This window comes from Mesorhizobium sp. M2A.F.Ca.ET.043.02.1.1 (genome assembly GCF_003952405.1).
In the GTDB taxonomy this organism is placed as follows: domain Bacteria; phylum Pseudomonadota; class Alphaproteobacteria; order Rhizobiales; family Rhizobiaceae; genus Mesorhizobium.
The window spans coordinates 1,741,666-1,759,548 of sequence record NZ_CP034445.1; the positions used below are offsets into that span (position 1 = coordinate 1,741,666).

Here is a 17,883-nt window from a genome sequence, read left to right on the forward strand (position 1 = left end):
CTGAATGAGTTTGAGCTCCGTGTCCGGTCGCAAGTTAGATAAAACGTTCGATGCCCCCAGCAAATCTCCCGTTTCAAAACCTCGGCGAAGGGTTTACAAGCGCGGATGTCACCAGGGCCGATCCCAAGAGCGATCCCGCGGTAGCAATCAGCCTTATAGTCGGACGAGGTTGTGCGTCAGGTGACGAGGGAGAAGCCATGCAGCAGGGCGTCCGCTGAGCCATATCTTTACGCCGTCGACTCCCGTCCTTGTTATCTGTCACACACTGAAGGCGAGACTGGGCGCGGCGATCGTCCCGGCGGATCTTGCCGCTGTCGCGAAGGCGCCGACGTGTCGAATACCCACAATCCGAGGAGTAGACCCCGGCGGTTGATCGTGGCTCAAAGGTTGCTCGGATTTTGCGTCGTTTCGTCCTCGCGATCGCTCGAATTGCGAAAATGGGTGAACTGGTAATCATACGCCTTGGTACACCAGCCGAGTGAAGAAGCCCGGATCGATGACGGAGTTACCCCACTTGGCGTCGAAGGTGGCGGTTGGCTTGGCGGCGACCGTCTCGTCGCGCGACCAGCCTTGCATTTTCAGCTTCGCGACGTTCTCGCGGACAGCCACGAGCATGTCGCGGAACTCTTGGAGTTCCGCCCGGTTGCTAGCAGGCTTGCCGTGGCCCGGAATGATGATCGTCTTGTCTGTCGTCGCGGCCAGATTGGCGTCCGACGCCGCGATCATGCCATCGATGCTGCCGCCGGTGGAATAGTCGATGAAGGGGTAAAGGCCATTCCAGTACGTGTCGCCGACGTGGACGATGTCTGCTTCGGCGAACGTGACGGATATGTCGCTGTCGGTGTGAGCAGAGCCATAATATTTCATGCCTACCGAGGCGCGGTTAACCTTGATGGCGTGCTCGTTTGCGAACACGTTGGATGGCAGCCCGTCTATCGGCAGCGGCAAGAAGTTGTAGTCGTAGTCTTCGACCCGCTGGACCTGCGAAAGGTATTTGCGCGTGTTTTCATGGGCCGTGATCTTTGCCCCGAGCGCGCCAAGCCACGCGTTGCCGTCGGCATGGTCGAAATGCCAATGCGTGTTAATCAAGTGTGTTACGGGATCGGCCGAGAGCTTATCCAAGGCTTCGGTCACGTGTGTCCGTGACACTCCGATGCCAGCGTCCACCAGAAGATTGCCGTCCGGCCCCGTGAGAACGGCGATGTTCCCGCCCGAACCCTCCAGCACGCTAATACTGCCGCGCAGTTGATGCGCGACGATCGGCGATACGGCAGCGCTATCCCTGACAAGACTGACAACACCGCGAGCCTCGGCATACGCTTCCCTGGGACTGAGCCATCCGCCGGTAGCCGCTGAAGCAGAGGCGGCTGCGCAACAGAGGCAGAAACTCCTTCGCGATATCTGATTGGTCTGAGACATCATTTCCACTCCGCTTGGAAAACAATAGCGCAAGCACGACTGACATTTGTCCGTGCTGACACCCGCGGGCTTTACGCAAGCTTCTTCAGGGCAGCGAGCAGGATGTTGAACACTTCCTGCCAGCCGGAGCCGTCCACGAAGGCGCCATGAACTAGAACGATCGAGACAGGTTTGTCGGCGGCGAAGGAAGCGACGGGGAGCCAAGGATCATGGCGGCGAGAAATCCCCTGATTGTTCGTTTCACAATGACCTCCAATGTATGTTGGCAACCGCCGCGACGGTATCGCATTCAGCCATGCCCTCTTTGGGGCCGGCTGCTGTCCGTCCGCTTGTGGGCACTACTCGAAACAGCCGCCGTCGCATGTTCAGCCGCTCAAGCATTGAACGGGGCCGACGCCAGCCATCCGGGAAGGCCGCGTCGGCAGTTCAGCATAGTTGACGGCCCTTATCCGCCGTTCGATGAAGAGAGACTGCCGCGGGGCGGCTCGCTGTCTCCAGCTGCGCCTGTATGGGTTAACCCGGCATTAATTCGTCTGGGCGGCCACGCCGGCAATGAAGTCGGCGACTTCTTGAGGATGCGAGAGCATCACCGCGTGGCTGGAGTCGATTTCCACCACTTTTGCTTTCGCGCGTGCCGCATTGGCGCGCTGCTGGCTGGGTGGGATCATGTGATCTTTGGTCGTCACCATGAAATAGGTCGGCTTCTCCTTCCAGGCGGGGGCGGTGATCTTTGTCTGCACGGCTTCCAGACCCCAGGGCACCTGCGCATCCGCCATGAAGCGAGCCGTCTTTGGATCGACATCGGCAGCGAAGGAAGTCGGGAACTTCTCCGAGTCGCAGAGCAGGAAGTTGTTACTTGGCGGGAGCAGCGGCGCCTTGTCCTCGCCGGGCGTGGGCGCCGTCGCGATGTCGAACACGGATTCTCCGGCCTGGGGTGCGTAGGCGGCGAGGTAGACCAGGCTCTGCACCTTGGGCAGATCGCCAGCCTCTGTAATGACCGCGCCGCCATAGGAATGACCCACAAGCACCACCGGCTTCTTGGCCCTGGCGATAACCTGGCGGGTCGCTTCAACGTCACCTTTAAGGGTGACAGTCGGGTTCTGCACCGCCAAGACCTGGTAACCTTTCGCGGACAGGATGTCATGGACGGCCTGCCACCCGGAGGCATCGACGAAGGCACCGTGAACGAGCACGATTGAGACGGCCTTTTCGGCAGCGGAGGCTGCGAGCGGGGAAGCGGTTGTGATCATGGCTGCGAGTAATCCTGTAATTGCACGTTTCATTGTCCTGTTCTCCTAGCGTTTCATGTGACGTCGACCGGATCGAGAACGATCGGTGTTCGTTCGGCCAGATCGCCGATCTTCTTTGCATAGTTCTTGAAGTGCGGCGTCTCGCGATGGACGTTAAGCGCGGTGTCGTCTGAGTAGAGCTCGTCAAGTATGAAGCGGTCCGGATTGGCACGGTCGCGCCAGATGTCCCATCTCATATTGCCGGGCTCCGTCCGACTGGATACTCGTGTGGCGCATAGGAGCCGCTGGAGCTCTGCGGCCTTGCCTGGCCAAGCGGTAAGGATTCCCACGATCTTGACACCGGTCGACATGATCCAGTTCTTTCTCCGAGAGGTTGGGTCGGCGCCGAGGCCGACCCGCAGGACCTCAGGCGGCGCGCTTGCCTTCGCACTGGCGGTCGAGCGCAGCGATCAGCGCTGCACCTATCGGATGATCCGAACGCGGGTTCTGGCCCGTGATCAGTTCGCGATCCTCGACCACATAGGGATCGAAATCGACCGGAGTTGTGGTCACGTTGGCGCCTGCAAGCGTCAGCGCGTAAGGCATGTGGAAATAGATTTTCGCGTGCAAGATGTTGTCCTCGATCACCTTCTCTTCGGTCGAAGAGAATATCGTCATCTTGTAGCCCGCATACTGCCAGCCTTTGGCCCACTCTGCCGCCTTGTCCGGATCTCCGGCAATCAAAGCCGCGCGAAACTCGCGTGCGTAGGGCATCGCGGCGACCGCTGATATGGGTCCGTGGCAAAGCAGGGCCGTGGGTTTCGCCTTCTCATGAAAATGGCGGAGCACATCGCCGACGTCCTGATCCTGCATGAGGTCGACGACCGGGGCCTGCCCACCCGGAGCGAACACACCGGCGTAGTTGTCCAGCCCTTCTTCGATTACCGACCGGAGCATTCGCGGCGTCATCGATGGATGGTCGGCGTAGAAGGCCTTGGCGCGATCGTACGCCGCCTTGTCGCCGCCGAAATGCGCCGGCGCATCAGAAGCCTTGTCGATTACCGGTTTTTCGCCATTCGGCGTCGCGAGCACGACCTCATAGCCGGCATCGATGACGGCCATTGCTGGAACGACCGTCTCATTGAGGTACTGTCCTGTAGCGCCCCACCGGCCGCCCTTGACCTCGATCCTGGTCGCATTGGACCCGAGAATAAGCACTTTTCCTTTGCTCACATTGTCCTCCATTGCGTGTCGTAGGTGGACTTGGCCTCCAGCGCTCGGTGGAGGGCACCGTTTCAGGTCGGTAAGTGGACGATAGGTTGGGCGGGCTAAGCCGGCGAGTGAATCGATGTGAAAAATTGCTGCGCTAGTTGCTTCGACGTTCACATCGATTCATTCGCTTAAAGGAGCGCCGTGCATCATCCTGGAGCGAGTCCGCGAGCCAACCAGCCCATGCCCCTCCGACCATCTCAGAGCAGTCTTCCCGATGTCGAGTATGCCAGGATCGGCATCATTGGCTGTGGGCGGCTCGGCTCAGCCATCGCGCGCCTCGCAGTGGGGGCCGGCATGGTGGCGGTTGTCAGCAACAAAGGAGGAAGGTCAACCCTTCAAGATTTTGCAAGGGAACTCGGGGACCTAGCCGTCGCCGCTAGCGTGACCGAGGCGGCGCAAGAAGAAATCGTCGTGCTCGCCGTACCATGGTCCCAGCTTGCCGTGGCGCTACTGGAAGTGCCCGATTGGGACGGCAGGATCGTGATCGATGCAACGAACCCCGACATGCCTACCGCCGCACTCCCCGATTTCCTGGCCAGGAACTCCAGCGAGATTGTATCCCACCTCGTCCCGGGCGCACGAGTGGTAAAGGCCTTCAACACGCTGCCGCCTCAGTTGCTGCTGATGTCCCCGGAGGCGGCGACTGGACGGCGTGTCATCTTCTTTTCTGGCGACCATGCGCGTGCCAAGGCGGTGATCGGCAGGATGATCGCGCATCTGGGCCTGGCCGGCATCGATCTCGGCCGACTCTCCGAAGGCGGCAGGTTACAGCAGTTTCCCTCGGGTGCTCTTGTCGGTCTCAATCTCATCAGTATCGGCCCGTCGACTGTCTTCTAGCCGCGTGAGCAGCTGTGCGGCTTCGACGAGATCGACCGTCTCGAATCCCTCCGTGAATTTTGCCCGCAACTCAGACAGGAACGCGTGCGCCACAGCGATCCTGCCCTGTTCCGCCAAAAGACGCGCCAGGCTGATGCCCGTGCGGAGCTCCCAGGCAAGCGCCCCTTGCCGCCGGGCCCAGTCCAGGGAAAGTAGAAAAGTCTCCTCGGCCGCATCGGGTGCCCGTCGTGCGGCCAAAAACTCGCCTTTGACGCGCAGCAACTCCGGAAAATACCAAACGTCCCCCGAGCGTTCGGCGAGTGCGAGTGCATGCTCGATCACTGTCGCCGCATCATCAGCCCGGCCCGCAGCGGCGAGACCCTGCGCCAGGGCGGCCCGAAGCGACGCGTAGTGAGCGTGAAAGGCCGCTTTCGGGAGCTCGGTGAGGGCCACCTCCAATAAACGCGAACCAGCTTCAGGATCGCCGTCGCGGATCATGATCTCGCCCCGGTAGGCTCGAATCCAGACGCCGTAGCTGACTTGCCGCGCTACCGCACCCTGCAGCAAGGCCAGCAGCCTATCGGCGGAAGGCCTGTCGCCCGCCAGGAGCGCGACCCGGCAACCCGACAATGCGGTCGCATGAAATATCGAAGGATCGTGGGCAAGGTTTTGTGCCAGTTGCGCACTGGTCTCGACTATTTTCATTGCCTGCTCGGGCAAACCCTGAAGCCAAAGCGTCAGAGACAATGCCGAATAGGCCGTGACCCGTTGATCGAATTGGAAGCGGATCAGGTGCGAACGATCGGACGGAGCCACATATGAGCGAAGGACCTGTTCCATCGTGCTGCGAGCGGCCTGCAGTTCTCCCTGAGCCCAGAGGACCGTTCCAATGATCCGATCGCCCACGACGGGATCGGCAACATCCGACGACAGCGCCGCGACGTCCCTGAACTTGCGCGCCGCCTCGAGGGCCCTAGCCTGGCTCTCGCCGGTGTGATGGCCAATCCAGGTGCCCCATAGTGCACGGAGCTGATAGTCGATGTCGCCGATCCGCTCAGCGATTTGGAGCGTCGCTGACCAGGCCAGTTCCGATTCCGGTCCCGGCCCCTTGGTAAGGGTCGAGGCCGCCGCAAATGCTGCGAAGAGCTGCATCTCGCGCTTGCCTCCGCGAGCGACATCGGGACTCAAGACTGAGAGAGCGCGTTCGACGCGAGTTCGGCATTCCTCGAGGAGGGTCAGGCGAGTCCACAGCGGAACGGCGTTGGCAGTGAGCGCCACGCCGACATCACCGTCGCCATCAGGCGATAGAGCCCAATCAATGGCAACGTGGACGTTGTCGATGCAGCTGCTGTACTCGGCCATCCACTCGGCTAGCGGCCTGCTGAAAAACTCGGAATGCGCCCGATCAAGAAGCGCGGCGTAGTAGGATGCGTGGCGACGCGCCGAGGCGGAGCTTTCGCCTGCCTCGGTCAACTTCTCGCGAGCGTAGCTTCGAGTCGATTCTAGCAACCTGTATTGGGTCACCGTACCGCTGGTGTCGGCTGCCACCAGCGACTTCGATACCAGGCCTGCAATCACAGCCGCCGTATCGGACGAGGAATGGTCGCTGCCGGCCGCAACGGCAACCGCCGGCGTCATCGTCACGGCTCCGACGAAGACCGACAGACGCCTCAGGACGGTTTGCTCGCTTTCCGACAGCAGTTCATAGCTCCAATCAAAAGTTGCGCTCAAGGTCTGCTGACGCGGTAGCGCCGTTCGCCTGCCGCGGTTCAGCACGCGAAATCGTTCGTCTAACAAAGATGCAAGTTCTCGCATGCCAAATGCATCGACTCGGCCAGCCGCGAGCTCGATAGCAAGCGGAATTCCGTCGAGGCGACGACATATGTCGGCGGCAAATGGCACCGTCGAATCATCGAGTTCGAAATCGCTTCGCGTCGCCTTCGCACGATCGACAAAGAGTTGCGTGGCCGGAAAGCTGAGCGCCTCGGCCGTCGTGAGGCCTTCCAGCCGGGTCGGGAACTCAAGCGACGGCAATCGTGCCACGGTCTCGCCGAGAGCGCGAAGGGGCTCGCGGCTCGTGGCCAGGACGCTGACTTGTGACGTGTGTTGGGTGATCCGTTCTGCCAGTTCAGCCGCCGCGTCGATAAGATGCTCACAATTATCGAGCACGATCAGCATGTGTTTGTTCTGGAGGAACTCGAGAAGCTCGGGGGTCGCGTCTTTGGAGCGGACCGGCTTGCCCAGTGCCGTGGCGAGCGCAGTAGGGACGAGTCGTGGGTCAACCAAGCGCGCGAGTTCGACAATATATGCCCCATCGGAGTAACGCGTCGCGACAGATTCCGTGACAGCCAGTGCGACGGACGTCTTCCCCATTCCTCCCGGACCGACCACGCTGACAAGGCGCCGTTCGCACAAAAGGGCGTTCAGCGAGGCCACGAAGTCGTCACGGCCGAAGATGCGAATTCCGGCGACCACTTTCCCGTCGCTTCGCGGTCGTGCGGCGGCGTCTATTTGGCGAGGCACCGGCTCTCCGGTTGTTGCGACTGGCGCGACGAAGCGATAGCCACGGCCGGGAATGGTGGCGATGTACCGGTTATCGCCTTCGCCGTCGCCAAGCGCTTTACGCAGGGCAGCGACATGGACCCTGAGACTACTCTCCTCGACAGCCGTGTTGGGCCAAACGATATCGAACAGCTCCCTCTTGCTGACGACTTCGCCAGCTCGTTCGGCCATCGCGACAAGGATCCCCAAGGCGCGGCTACCAATCCTCACAGGTTGATCCCCGCGTACCAGCAGCTCCCGCGCAGGAAGCAAGTTAAAGGGGCCAAATGACAGCGTCCTGCGATCTGAATCAGTGCCCAAGCGACTGCGCCTCGCGCTTCGACAGTCGTGCCGCAAGGTACAACCGCGACTGTCATTGCTAGCAACACTTTCAAATGAGCGCGTTTAGGCGTCGTGCGCAAGCCACTCGATCAGCAACGACGTCCTGAGAAGGGGGCCCTATGTCCCTTGCTCAAGTCGACGCGAGCATCGTCCGGGTCGATGTTCGATCCTGCATTTGCTAGGTCACGCGGTGAGGTGGTCAGCGTCCTGTTTGGCCGGAGAACGCTATCGCTGGTTGCCAATCTAACAAAACCCGCCGATTCACCTTTTGACTAAAGGCCGAGTTCCCCCGACTCCGTGCTGCTGGCCACCGCTCGTAGTCCACCGGGCCGCTGAACAACATCCGAGCCTCACCGCGTCCGACATCCCTGCCAAGTCTGAAGGCGGCATTCACCGCGCCGAGGGTGATCAGAAATCTAAGCGTGCACTCGTTCCCCCGGTTTCGGGCGAGAGGGACCGCCAACCGTGCCGGTTGGTTCCGGCGTGCCCTAAAAAAGGGGAAACCCGCGCCCCCTCGGCGAGGACGCGGGCCGGTGTTTCCACCATTCTGCGACCGCTTGAGGGGGACAGTCGCAGACCTTCTCAACATGGCAAACCGCAGCTTGTTCCGAGTTGCAAGAAGAAAGCCCGCCGAACAACGTCGACGGGCCCGGGCTCATGATCGCGCCACGCACGCGCTCACATACAGTGGCAAACCCTCACAAGGAAAAACACGCCCACTCCGTAAGGGATGACAAGAAGTCCGAGGGCAATCCAATAACCCGGCTGCGCCATTGCCGCGAAGTCTGAAAGAAGCTGTTTCATCGCCACCGAACGAAAGGTGATCATCATTGTTCCAAGGGGCAGCGGTCCGGGGGGCATTTCGCCTGCGATTTTTGGGGGCAAGGGAACATGTTCTTGAACTTTCAGTTCGAGACACGATCAAGAAGCAGTGGAGATGTCTGGTGGCTCCTCTAACGCCAGAGCAGGTAATGGCCGCCCGAACCTTGTTGAACTGGCCGCGGGTGCGGCTTGGAGCAAAATGCGACTTGAGCGAAGCGAGCATTCGCGAATTCGAGCGCGGAGGTCGGGTGCCCTCGGCGGAAAAACTGCTTGCCATGCGCCAGGTATTGCAGGCCGCCGGCGTCGCGTTCTTTGGACAGGACAGCTCCGGCAAGCCTGTCGTGCGCTTGCACACTTCGAAAGCTCCGCACGCCACCAATCTCGCCGGGGGCGAAGCCGGGATAATCGGCAACAGCGAAATGTGACCACAGGTCAAGGAAGCTGCGCCAGTTCTTCGCGTGACAAGCTGCGGTCGTTTGGTAGAAGCGGCGCCGTTGGACTGCCCAGATGACGCGACAATGCTTCGACAATTGGGGCATAGCGCTTTCTGAGCGATGCCAGTCGCTCCAAGCCATGCGGTTTTGGGGTTCCGTAGCCTGCCCTTGCCGCACGTTCCAGGACCAGCTGCAGCACCTCTCTATCGGTTGTCGGGCGGTCGATGTCGAGCCGAAGCAACTTGCTCAGCTCGTCTGCAAGGTGGGTGCCTTCCTCACGCAGCAGGACAGCCTTGCCGCGCAGTTTGGGCTCATCGATCGCCTCGATGACGGCAGCAAGGTCCAACAACGCCGCGAGAGTGGCAGGCCACCCCGCACCAGTTTCCAAAGACCGGAAATAGATCAGGAATGGGTGCGATGCATGGCTCTGCAGCACCTCTGCGCACCAATCTCTGCCCTTTACGAGCACCTGTTCCAGCTCATCCTTGCAACCGAGTGAAGCATAGCGCTCCAGCAGCGCCACCGCGGACGGCGGATCGCCTGAAGCGGTGGTGATCTTGAGGATGCCGGAGTCACGCCTGCCGATGCTGGTCTGCACCTGGAGCAGGTAGGTGACGGCCATCGTCATGACCGACAGACCGCAGAATCCCGCCGCGATGTTGACCCAACGGGCAGGACCGGTTGCGTCCGTCTCGCTCAGGCCAACCGTAACCAGGCTGCTTCCGGCAACGAACACCGACTGGGAGAAGGTCGGCACCGCGGGCCGGTACCAACCGCTCAGAGCAGCCACCATCAGCCCGAAACCGAAAATGAGAAGCAGCATCCAGCCGGTGAAGGACGCTACCAGCACGAAAGGCGCGAACGCCGCCGGAATGGCGGCGCCGGCCTTGCGCGTATGGCACAGCCCGAATAAACCGGCGAACACCATCCGGCTTGCGAGACGCAGGGACGCCCGGCTCTCGCCCGGTACAACGACGGTGTCAAAGACATCGCGAAGCGTGAACCAGACCACAAGGGCTCCGACGACGAATTGCAGGATATCGACGAACATCTCCTGTAACGCCCAGACCGGACTTGTGTTCAGAAACCCTGGCCTCCTGCTCCATCGGACTCGCAGGGAAGCCGGAAGGGGTAAAGCTCTCCGAGCCGCCGATCGGTCACCTCAGCCCCGGAGCCGGCAAGATCGCAAACCGGCGACAGTTATAAACGGGCGTGCGTATCAAACAGCCGTGATGGGACGAAGCGATCTGCTGCGGATTCGGCTCCGTCCGATCCTCTTCCGATCCGGCAGCCTCGGCCAGCAAACCTCGCCGGTGCAACCCTTCGCGATGTTCGAGGAACAAAGCAGCCGATTGCCAGTTCAGTAACATCAACAAGCGTTTTCTGATCATGTCTCATCGTCGGTTCTTGCCACTAGCTCTGGGCCTGCTTGTCTTGGCGTTTAGCTCGATGCAGCAAGGCACTGCTCGGGCCCAGGCGCCCTGCCCGGCCGATCACGACAAGCTGCTCTCGGCCTTGAAGGCCAATGTCAAGGCGAGCGGCGGCCCCGCGAATGGCGGCTTCGAGACCAATGAATGGGCAGCGATCGTAGCTCGCGACGGCACCGTCTGCGCGGTCGCCTTCAGTGGACCCACGGTTGATGCGCAGTGGCCGGGCAGCCGGTTAATCGCGGCCGAGAAAGCGAACACGGCCAATGGGCTTAGCCTTGCGAACATGGCGCTTTCGACAGCCAACCTCTTTGCCGGGGTGCAGCCCGGTGGGCCGCTGTTCGGCCTGCAGGCGACCAACCCCGTCAACGAAGCAGCGGCTTACGCAGGCGACCCCAAGACGTTTGGCAGCGCCAGTGACCCGCTGATCGGCAAGCCGATCGGAGGCGTCGTCGTGTTTGGCGGGGGCCTGGCACTTTACGACGGCAAAACAATTGTCGGCGGCCTCGGTGTCAGTGGCGATTCCTCCTGCGCCGATCACAATATCGCCTGGCGCGTGCGCGCAGCCCTTGGCTTCGACAAGGTCCCGGCGGGCGTCAATCCCAACCGAAAGGACGCCATCATCTACGATCTCGATCCCGGCGGGAAAAGCGCCTCCGGCTGGGGGCATCCGCTTTGTGCCGGCCACGAGGCCGACATCGCGGCGGAAATCGGTTCCGGCGTCGGAGGTTCGACGCCCAAATGAAGCAAGCGCACCCAGCACGATCCAGGGATCACGCCTCACTGGCCGGCTACCCGTCGGCACTCCGAAGATATTCTCCAAGCATCTTTCCGACCCTGCTGCTGGCCTGCGCTACGTCGCTGATGGCCGCTTCACAGCCTCCGCCGGCACCGGCGATTTCTCCGCCTGCCGCGGCCGCGCCGCCCGATGACGGGCAATGGACGATGCCGGCCAAGAACTACGCCTCGACGCGCTTTAGCGAGCTCGCGGAAATCAACGAAGGCAACGTCAAGAACCTGCAGGTCGCCTTCACCTTCTCGACCGGAGTGAACAAGGGCCAGGAAGCGGCGCCGCTGGTCGTCGGCAACACGATGTATATCGTCACGCCCTTTCCGAACATCGTCTACGCGCTCGACCTCTCCAAGCCCGGCGCGCCGATAAAATGGAAATACGAGCCCAACCCCGAGCCGGCCGCGCAAGGGGTCGCGTGCTGCGACGTCGTCAACCGCGGCGCAGCCTTCGCGGACGGGCGCGTCTTCTTCAACACGCTGGACGGCCACACCATCGCGCTCGACGCGAACAGCGGCCAGCCGATCTGGAACGCCCATATCGGCAACATCAATATCGGCGAGACCATCACCATGGCGCCGCTCGTGGTGAAAGGCAAAGTGCTGGTCGGCAATTCCGGCGGCGAGATGGGCGTGCGCGGCTGGGTCAAGGCGCTCGACGCCGGCGACGGTCATGTCGTGTGGACGGCTTACAACACCGGGCCCGACAAGGACGTGCTGATCGGCCCGGACTTCAAGCCGCATTACGACATGGACAAGGGCAAGGACCTCGGCGTCACGACATGGCCGCCCGAGGCGTGGAAGATCGGCGGCGGCAACATGTGGGGCTGGATTTCCTACGATCCCGACCTCAACCTGATCTTCCACGGCACCGGTAATCCCGGCCCGTGGAATCCCGACCTGCGGCCTGGCGACAACAAATGGACATCGGGAATCTTCGCGCGCGACCCCGACACCGGAGCGGCGAAATGGTTCTATCAATGGACCCCGCACGATCTCCACGATTATGACGGCATCAATGAGCAGGTCCTGCTCGACATGAACTGGCAGGGCAAGCCGCGCAAGGTGCTGGTCCGCCCGGAACGCAACGGCTATCTCTACGTGCTTGATCGCGCCACCGGCGAGGTCCTGTCTGCAAAACCTTATGGCCCCGTCAATTCCAGCAAGGGCGTCGATCTCAAGACTGGCAGATTGATGGAAAATCCGGACAAGCTGACGGGTACCGGCAAGGTCGTCCGCGACATCTGTCCGACCGCGTCGGGCCTCAAGGACTGGCAGCCTTCGGCCTTTTCGCCGAGGACTGGCCTGCTCTACATCCCGCACAACAATCTGTGCATGGACGAAGAAGGCGTCGAGGTGAACTACATCGCCGGCACGCCTTATGTCGGAATGAACGTGCGCATGATTCCCGGGCCGGGCGGCAACCGCGGCGCCTTCACCGCCTGGGATATCGCCGCCGAGAAACCAGCCTGGAGCCTCAAGGAGAATTTCCCGGTGTGGAGCGGTGCGGTCGTGACCGCTGGCGACGTGGTTTTCTATGGGACGATGGAAGGCTGGTTCAAGGCGGTGAGCGCCAAGACCGGCGACCTGCTCTGGCAGTTCAAGACCTCGTCCGGCATCATCGGCCAACCCATCACCTATCGTGGCCCGGATGGCCACCAATATGTCGCCGTTTTGTCCGGCGTCGGCGGCTGGGCCGGCGCCATCGTTTCGGGCGACCTCGACCCGCGCGATGCCACCGCCGCGCTCGGTTTCGTCAATGCGATGAAGGACCTGAAGAACGCGACCACGGCGGGAGGCACGCTTTATGTGTTCCGTCTGCCCTGATGCATTCGGCTTGATCCACGGCGCGGCCCAGAAGCTGCTCACGCGCATGGCGCTCGGCATCGCCGCGCTCGCCTTGCTGCTCTTGCCGGCGACGGCCGGCGCTCGTGAGCTCAGGGTCTGCGCCGACCCGAACAACCTGCCCTTTTCCAACGCGGCCGGCCAGGGCTTCGAAAACAGGATCGCGCAAATCATCGCCGACGATCTCGGGGCCAAGCTGACCTACACCTGGTGGGCGCAGCGCCGCGGCTTCGTGCGCAACACGCTGAAGGCGGGGCTGTGCGACCTCGTGCCCGGCACGCCTGCCAATCTCGAAATGCTGCGCACCACCACGCCCTATTATCGGTCGTCCTATGTCTTCGTGACCCGCCAGCACAGCCCGGATGTGACCTCCTTCAACGACCCGCGGCTGCGTGACTTGCGCATCGGCGTTCAGCTCATCGGCGACGACGGCGCCAACTCGCCTCCTGTCCAGGCGCTTGGCCGCCGCGGCATCGTCGGGCATCTCATCGGCTACCCCGTCTATGGCGATTACTCCGCTCCCAATCCGCCGGCGCGCATCGTCGACGCGGTGGCGAGCGGCGAGATCGACGTCGCCGTGGTATGGGGTCCGCTTGCCGGCTATTTCGCCCAGAAGCAGAGGGTGCCGCTACGCATCACGCCGGTCACGCCGCGCATAGACGGACCGCAACTGCCCATGATTTACGATATCTCCATGGGCGTTCGGCGTGAGGACGATGCGCTGCGTGGCGATGTGAACAGCGCTCTCGCCAGGCACAAGGCCGAGATAGACGCCTTGTTGGTTCAATATGCAGTGCCGCGTCTCGATGCCTCCGGGAGCCCTGTGCGATGAGACCGGTTGTCGCGCTGCTCCTGTTCGCGTCGCTGGCCCTTGCTGCCTGCCAGCGCGAGGAACGGGACACACGCCCGCAATCGGCGCTCGGCTCCGGCGAACAGCCGACTCCGGTTACAACGCTGGAACCCGGCGGGCAGCGCCCCTCGCCCACGGACAACAAGGCGGCGAGCTTCGAGGCCAACGCCTTTCATCTCAGCGAAGGCAAGCGCCTGTTCGGCTGGTTCAACTGTTCGGGATGCCATGCCAATGGCGGCGGCGGCATGGGCCCCGCGCTGATGGACGAAAAATGGATCTATGGCAGCTCGATGGAAAGCATCCATGCCACGATCCGCGACGGTCGCCCGAACGGCATGCCGAGCTTCCGCCACAAGATCCCGGACGACCAGATCTGGGAGCTTGCGGCCTTCGTTCGCTCGCTTAGCGGCAACGCGCCCTCCTCCGCCGCGCCGTCGCGCAACGACGACATGATGGCGCATCCGTCCGAAAACCGCATGCCGGATGCCGCCACGCTGGGGAAGTCGCCGTGAAACGCCTCGCCTCGATTGCGTTCGCCACGGCAATCACCCTGTTTCTTCAGGGATGCGCAGGCTGGCAATCGGCGCTTGACCCAAAAGGTCCGGCGGCGAGCGAGCTCGCATGGCTGATCTGGTTCTTCACCGGCCTGTGCGCGGTGGTGTGGGTGCTGGTGATGGCCGCCCTTGCCGTGCCGTTGCTGATGCGCTCGCGGCAACATGCCGAGCCGCTTGCGCTGGACGCCGGCGCCGACAGCCGCAAGCTGCGCGTGGTGATGGTCGCCGTCGGACTGACCGCCGTGATCCTGGTCGGGCTGACCTTGCTCAGCTTCTTCGCCAACAGGACGCTTGCCGCGATCGGCTCGGATGCCGCGCTGACCATTCGCGTCACCGGTCATCAATGGTGGTGGGAGGTGCGCTACGAAGACGCCACGCCGAGCCGCATCCTGACTACGGCCAACGAGATCCATATTCCCGCCGGCGAACCCGTGCGGCTTCTTCTCACCTCGACCGACGTTATCCACTCCTTCTGGGTGCCGAGCCTTTCCGGCAAGCTAGACCTCATTCCCGGCCGAATGAATGTGCTCGATATCAAGGCCGACAAGCCCGGCGTCTACCGAGGCCAATGCGCCGAGTTCTGCGGCGCGCAGCACGCGAATATGGGCACCTTCATCATCGCCGAGCCGCGCGCGAAGTTCGACGCCTGGTGGAACGACCAGTTGCAGCCGGCCGCCGCTCCAACGGGCGACGAGGCCAAGGCCGGCGAGAACCTCTTCCTGAAACGCCCCTGCGTGATGTGTCACAAGATCGGCGGCACGCCGGCAGGCGGAACGGTCGCGCCGGATCTCACCCATATCGCCAGCCGGCAGACGCTCGCGGCCGGAACATTGACGATGAGCCGCGGCAACCTCGCCGCCTGGATAGCCGACCCACAAGGCGTGAAGCCCGGCTCGCATATGCCGGTGGTCGATTTGAGCGGCGACGAGCTCAACGCCATCGTCGCCTATCTCGAGGGGCTGAAATGAGCAGCGCGGATCTCACCAGCGAACGCGATCTGCCGCCGCAGCGCGAAGCCTCCGCCAAAGGCGATATCGCACCCGAGCGTGACGGGCCGCGCGACACCGGCATGGACGATGCCAGCCTGCACCGCAGGCTGGCCCGGACATGGCGGACGCCTCCCGGCATCATCGGCGCCCTGTCGAGCGTCGATCACAAGGTCATCGCACGCCGCTACCTGATCACCGCCTTCCTTTTTCTCTGCCTGGGCGGGCTCAACGCCGTGGCCATGCGCATCCAGCTCTCGGGCCCACAGCGTGGCCTGATCGGCCCGGACCTTTACAACCAGCTGTTCACGATGCACGGCGTCACCATGATGTTCCTGTTCGCCGTGCCCATTGTGCAGGCGACCGGCATTTACTTGGTGCCGTTGATGGTCGGCACCCGCAACATCGCCTTCCCCCGCCTCAACGCCTTCAGCTATTGGGTCTATCTTTCGGGTGGCCTCTTTGCCTGGGTGTCGTTCGCCCTCGCGATGGCGCCGGATGTCGGCTGGTTCGCCTATGTGCCGCTGTCCGGACCGGAATACGGTCCGGGCAAGCGCGCCGACGTGTGGGCGCAGATGATCACCTATACCGAGGTATCCTCACTGGCCGTCGCCGTCGCGACCATCGTGACCGTGTTCAAGCAACGCGCGCCGGGCATGTCGTTGGACAAGATCCCGCTCTATGTCTGGGCCCTCCTGGTCACGTCCTTCCTCGTCGTCTTCGCCATGCCGGCGGTGATGATCACCTCGACCTTCCTGATCCTCGACCGGCTCGTCGGCACGCATATCTTCAACCCGGCCGAGGGCGGCGACGCGCTGCTGTTCCAGCACCTGTTCTGGTTCTTCGGCCATCCCGAAGTCTACATCATCTTCCTGCCGGCCACCGGCATGGTCTCCGCAATCATTCCGGTCTTCGCCCGGCGCCCGGCCTTCGGCCATCTCGGGCTGGTCCTGTCGCTGATCGCGGTCGGTTTCCTGTCGTTCGGCCTCTGGGTCCACCACATGTTCGCAACCGGGCTGCCGAAGCTCGGCGCGAGCTTCTTCACCGCATCCAGCATGTTGATCGCCATCCCCAACGGCGTTCAGATCTTCTGCTGGCTGGCCACTCTCTGGGACGGCAGGCCGATGATCCGTACACCGCTGCTGTTCGTCTTCGGCTTCTTCTTCACCTTCGTCATCGGCGGACTTACCGGCGTCATGCTCGCCTCGGTGCCGCTCGACCTGCAGGTGCACGACACCTATTTCGTCGTCGCCCATTTCCACTACGTGCTGATCGGGGGTTCGGTCTTCCCGCTGCTCGCGGCCGCCTATTTCTGGTTCCCCAAAATCACCGGCCGCATGATGAGCGAGCGCCTCGGACGCTGGCATTTCTGGCTGGCGATGATCGGCTTCAACGCGGCATTCTTCCCTATGCACATCGTCGGCCTGTGGGGCATGCCGCGCAGGGTCTACACCTATCCGGCCGAGCTCGGCTGGGGGAACATCAATCTCTTCATCAGCGCCGGCGCGGTGCTCTTCTTCCTGAGCTTCGTGCTGTTTGCGTTCAACTTGGTTCATGGCGCGCTAAGGGGCACGCCCGCAGGCGACAATCCCTGGGATGCCGGCACGCTTGAATGGGCGACGTCCTCGCCACCGCCCGGCTATAATTTCGCGCGCATTCCGATCGTGACGAATGTCGAGCCGCTCTGGGCCGAACGCGGGGCGCTTCCTGTCGCGACCGGGCTTCGGGTCGACGTTCGCGAATTGCTCGTCTCCACCGTGGCGGAAGCCCATCCCGACATCCGCGAAAAATCGGCGACGCCGTCGATCTGGCCGCTGTTGGCGGCCATCGCCGTCGGCGCCACCTTCCTGTACTCGATCTTCACGCCCTGGGCGATCATCTGGGGCGCCGCGCCGATCGCCGTCACCTTGGTCGGCTGGTTCTGGCCGAAGGCCGATCCGGAGGACGAGGAATGAACCAGCGTCCCGCCCTCGATCTTACCGGCCTCCCGACCTTTGGCCATGGCCCGCGCAGCCCGACCTGGTGGGGCACGCTTGGCTTCATGGCGCTGGAAGGCATGGGCTTCGCGCTAGCCGCCGGCGCTTACCTCTACCTCGTTACTTTGTGGCCCAACTGGCGCCTGAGCGCTCCGCAGCCCAACCATTGGCCGGGAACCATCGTGACGCTGCTTCTCATCGCCAGCCTGGTGCCCAACCACATCCTCAACGGCTATGCCAAGCGATGCGCCATGCGGCCCGTGCGGATCGGAATGGTGGTGATGTCGCTGCTCGGCCTCGCGCCTCTTGTCGTGCGCTGGTTCGAGTTTCCCGCCCTGAATATCTACTGGGACACGAATGCCTACGGCTCGATGCTCTGGGTGCTGCTTGGTCTCCACACCACGCATCTGATCACCGATGTCGGCGATACGATTGTCCTGACGGTGTTGATGTTCACGCACCATGGCTATAGCGGCCGGCGCTTCGGCGATGTCGGCGACAATGTCTTCTACTGGGACTTCGTGGTCCTCACCTGGATTCCGATCTACCTCCTCATCTACTGGCTACCGAGGTTAGGCTGA

The 17,883-nt window shown here is 62.5% G+C and carries 16 protein-coding genes; 9 read left to right on the top strand and 7 right to left on the bottom strand.

Annotation, left to right across the window (positions count from 1 at the left end; genetic code table 11):
* Positions 1 to 453: 453 nt before the first annotated feature.
* The 4 genes from EJ068_RS08165 to EJ068_RS08185 form a co-directional block, all read right to left on the bottom strand.
* On the bottom strand, positions 454 to 1,419 hold the full coding sequence (locus tag EJ068_RS08165) for an MBL fold metallo-hydrolase (RefSeq protein WP_127249223.1): 966 nt from the start codon (positions 1,417 to 1,419) through the stop codon (positions 454 to 456).
* A 524-nt stretch (positions 1,420 to 1,943) separates the two neighbouring features.
* Entirely contained in the window at positions 1,944 to 2,702 is a 759-nt protein-coding gene (locus tag EJ068_RS08175) for an alpha/beta hydrolase (RefSeq protein WP_127249221.1), read from the bottom strand.
* Between the two features lie 20 nt (positions 2,703 to 2,722).
* Complete coding sequence (locus EJ068_RS08180; protein WP_126081322.1) at positions 2,723 to 3,019, bottom strand: putative quinol monooxygenase; 297 nt, start codon at positions 3,017 to 3,019, stop codon at positions 2,723 to 2,725.
* A 55-nt stretch (positions 3,020 to 3,074) separates the two neighbouring features.
* Positions 3,075 to 3,893, bottom strand: coding sequence for a DJ-1/PfpI family protein (locus EJ068_RS08185; protein ID WP_245463373.1), 819 nt, complete (start codon positions 3,891 to 3,893; stop codon positions 3,075 to 3,077).
* A gap of 207 nt (positions 3,894 to 4,100) precedes the next feature.
* On the opposite strand from EJ068_RS08185, the gene EJ068_RS08190 reads away from it, so the two are divergent.
* Positions 4,101 to 4,757 (top strand): NAD(P)-binding domain-containing protein, encoded by a 657-nt coding sequence (locus EJ068_RS08190; RefSeq protein ID WP_127249220.1) that lies wholly within the window; start codon positions 4,101 to 4,103, stop codon positions 4,755 to 4,757.
* On the opposite strand, the gene EJ068_RS08195 is transcribed toward EJ068_RS08190, so the two are convergent.
* Positions 4,686 to 7,508 carry a winged helix-turn-helix domain-containing protein gene (locus tag EJ068_RS08195; protein ID WP_281059019.1) on the bottom strand — a complete coding sequence of 941 codons (2,823 nt, stop codon included), beginning with the start codon at positions 7,506 to 7,508 and terminating at the stop codon, positions 4,686 to 4,688. The two genes, EJ068_RS08190 and EJ068_RS08195, sit on opposite strands and share 72 nt — an antisense overlap.
* A 1,082-nt stretch (positions 7,509 to 8,590) precedes the next feature.
* Here EJ068_RS08195 and EJ068_RS08200 point away from each other — a divergent pair.
* Positions 8,591 to 8,866, top strand: a complete 276-nt coding sequence (locus EJ068_RS08200; RefSeq protein WP_126081319.1) for a helix-turn-helix transcriptional regulator — start codon at positions 8,591 to 8,593, stop codon at positions 8,864 to 8,866.
* A 7-nt stretch (positions 8,867 to 8,873) separates the two neighbouring features.
* On the opposite strand, the gene EJ068_RS08205 is transcribed toward EJ068_RS08200, so the two are convergent.
* Both EJ068_RS08205 and EJ068_RS08210 read right to left on the bottom strand, forming a co-directional pair.
* Positions 8,874 to 9,926: a hypothetical protein gene (locus EJ068_RS08205; RefSeq protein ID WP_127249218.1), complete on the bottom strand. Its 1,053-nt coding sequence runs from the start codon at positions 9,924 to 9,926 to the stop codon at positions 8,874 to 8,876.
* Positions 9,927 to 10,032: 106 nt separating this feature from the next.
* The gene (locus EJ068_RS08210) at positions 10,033 to 10,266 is read right to left on the bottom strand and encodes a hypothetical protein (protein WP_127249217.1); all 234 of its coding nucleotides are present in this window, start codon (positions 10,264 to 10,266) and stop codon (positions 10,033 to 10,035) included.
* A gap of 58 nt (positions 10,267 to 10,324) precedes the next feature.
* On the opposite strand from EJ068_RS08210, the gene EJ068_RS08215 reads away from it, so the two are divergent.
* Genes EJ068_RS08215 through EJ068_RS08245 form a run of 7 tightly spaced genes read left to right on the top strand, consistent with a single transcriptional unit; the run spans position 10,325 to position 17,883 of the window.
* Positions 10,325 to 11,047, top strand: a complete 723-nt coding sequence (locus EJ068_RS08215) for a heme-binding protein (protein WP_126081317.1) — start codon at positions 10,325 to 10,327, stop codon at positions 11,045 to 11,047.
* Positions 11,044 to 12,918, top strand: coding sequence for a methanol/ethanol family PQQ-dependent dehydrogenase (locus EJ068_RS08220; RefSeq protein WP_127249216.1), 1,875 nt, complete (start codon positions 11,044 to 11,046; stop codon positions 12,916 to 12,918). The genes EJ068_RS08215 and EJ068_RS08220 overlap by 4 nt, the downstream gene beginning before the upstream one ends.
* A 46-nt stretch (positions 12,919 to 12,964) precedes the next feature.
* On the top strand, positions 12,965 to 13,768 hold the full coding sequence (locus EJ068_RS08225) for a substrate-binding domain-containing protein (protein WP_245463446.1): 804 nt from the start codon (positions 12,965 to 12,967) through the stop codon (positions 13,766 to 13,768).
* The gene (locus EJ068_RS08230; protein ID WP_127249214.1) at positions 13,765 to 14,298 is read left to right on the top strand and encodes a c-type cytochrome; all 534 of its coding nucleotides are present in this window, start codon (positions 13,765 to 13,767) and stop codon (positions 14,296 to 14,298) included. The genes EJ068_RS08225 and EJ068_RS08230 overlap by 4 nt, the downstream gene beginning before the upstream one ends.
* Positions 14,295 to 15,308, top strand: a complete 1,014-nt coding sequence (gene coxB / locus EJ068_RS08235) for a cytochrome c oxidase subunit II (RefSeq protein ID WP_189439035.1) — start codon at positions 14,295 to 14,297, stop codon at positions 15,306 to 15,308. The genes EJ068_RS08230 and coxB overlap by 4 nt, the downstream gene beginning before the upstream one ends.
* Positions 15,305 to 17,281: a cytochrome c oxidase subunit I gene (gene ctaD / locus EJ068_RS08240; RefSeq protein WP_129554511.1), complete on the top strand. Its 1,977-nt coding sequence runs from the start codon at positions 15,305 to 15,307 to the stop codon at positions 17,279 to 17,281. Before coxB ends, ctaD begins: the two co-directional genes overlap by 4 nt.
* Positions 17,278 to 17,883: a cytochrome c oxidase subunit 3 gene (locus tag EJ068_RS08245; RefSeq protein WP_126064495.1), complete on the top strand. Its 606-nt coding sequence runs from the start codon at positions 17,278 to 17,280 to the stop codon at positions 17,881 to 17,883. Before ctaD ends, EJ068_RS08245 begins: the two co-directional genes overlap by 4 nt.

Excerpts from the sequence above, each read along its gene's own strand:
- EJ068_RS08165 (WP_127249223.1), bottom strand. The coding sequence starts at position 1,419 with ATGTCTCAGACCAATCAGATATCGCGAAGGAGTTTCTGCCTCTGTTGC.
- EJ068_RS08175 (WP_127249221.1), bottom strand. The coding sequence starts at position 2,702 with ATGAAACGTGCAATTACAGGATTACTCGCAGCCATGATCACAACCGCT.
- EJ068_RS08180 (WP_126081322.1), bottom strand. The coding sequence starts at position 3,019 with ATGTCGACCGGTGTCAAGATCGTGGGAATCCTTACCGCTTGGCCAGGC.
- EJ068_RS08185 (WP_245463373.1), bottom strand. The coding sequence starts at position 3,893 with ATGGAGGACAATGTGAGCAAAGGAAAAGTGCTTATTCTCGGGTCCAAT.
- EJ068_RS08190 (WP_127249220.1), top strand. The coding sequence starts at position 4,101 with ATGCCCCTCCGACCATCTCAGAGCAGTCTTCCCGATGTCGAGTATGCC.
- EJ068_RS08200 (WP_126081319.1), top strand. The coding sequence starts at position 8,591 with ATGGCCGCCCGAACCTTGTTGAACTGGCCGCGGGTGCGGCTTGGAGCA.
- EJ068_RS08205 (WP_127249218.1), bottom strand. The coding sequence starts at position 9,926 with ATGTTCGTCGATATCCTGCAATTCGTCGTCGGAGCCCTTGTGGTCTGG.
- EJ068_RS08210 (WP_127249217.1), bottom strand. The coding sequence starts at position 10,266 with ATGATCAGAAAACGCTTGTTGATGTTACTGAACTGGCAATCGGCTGCT.
- EJ068_RS08215 (WP_126081317.1), top strand. The coding sequence starts at position 10,325 with ATGCAGCAAGGCACTGCTCGGGCCCAGGCGCCCTGCCCGGCCGATCAC.
- EJ068_RS08220 (WP_127249216.1), top strand. The coding sequence starts at position 11,044 with ATGAAGCAAGCGCACCCAGCACGATCCAGGGATCACGCCTCACTGGCC.
- EJ068_RS08225 (WP_245463446.1), top strand. The coding sequence starts at position 12,965 with ATGGCGCTCGGCATCGCCGCGCTCGCCTTGCTGCTCTTGCCGGCGACG.
- EJ068_RS08230 (WP_127249214.1), top strand. The coding sequence starts at position 13,765 with ATGAGACCGGTTGTCGCGCTGCTCCTGTTCGCGTCGCTGGCCCTTGCT.
- ctaD (WP_129554511.1), top strand. The coding sequence starts at position 15,305 with ATGAGCAGCGCGGATCTCACCAGCGAACGCGATCTGCCGCCGCAGCGC.
- EJ068_RS08245 (WP_126064495.1), top strand. The coding sequence starts at position 17,278 with ATGAACCAGCGTCCCGCCCTCGATCTTACCGGCCTCCCGACCTTTGGC.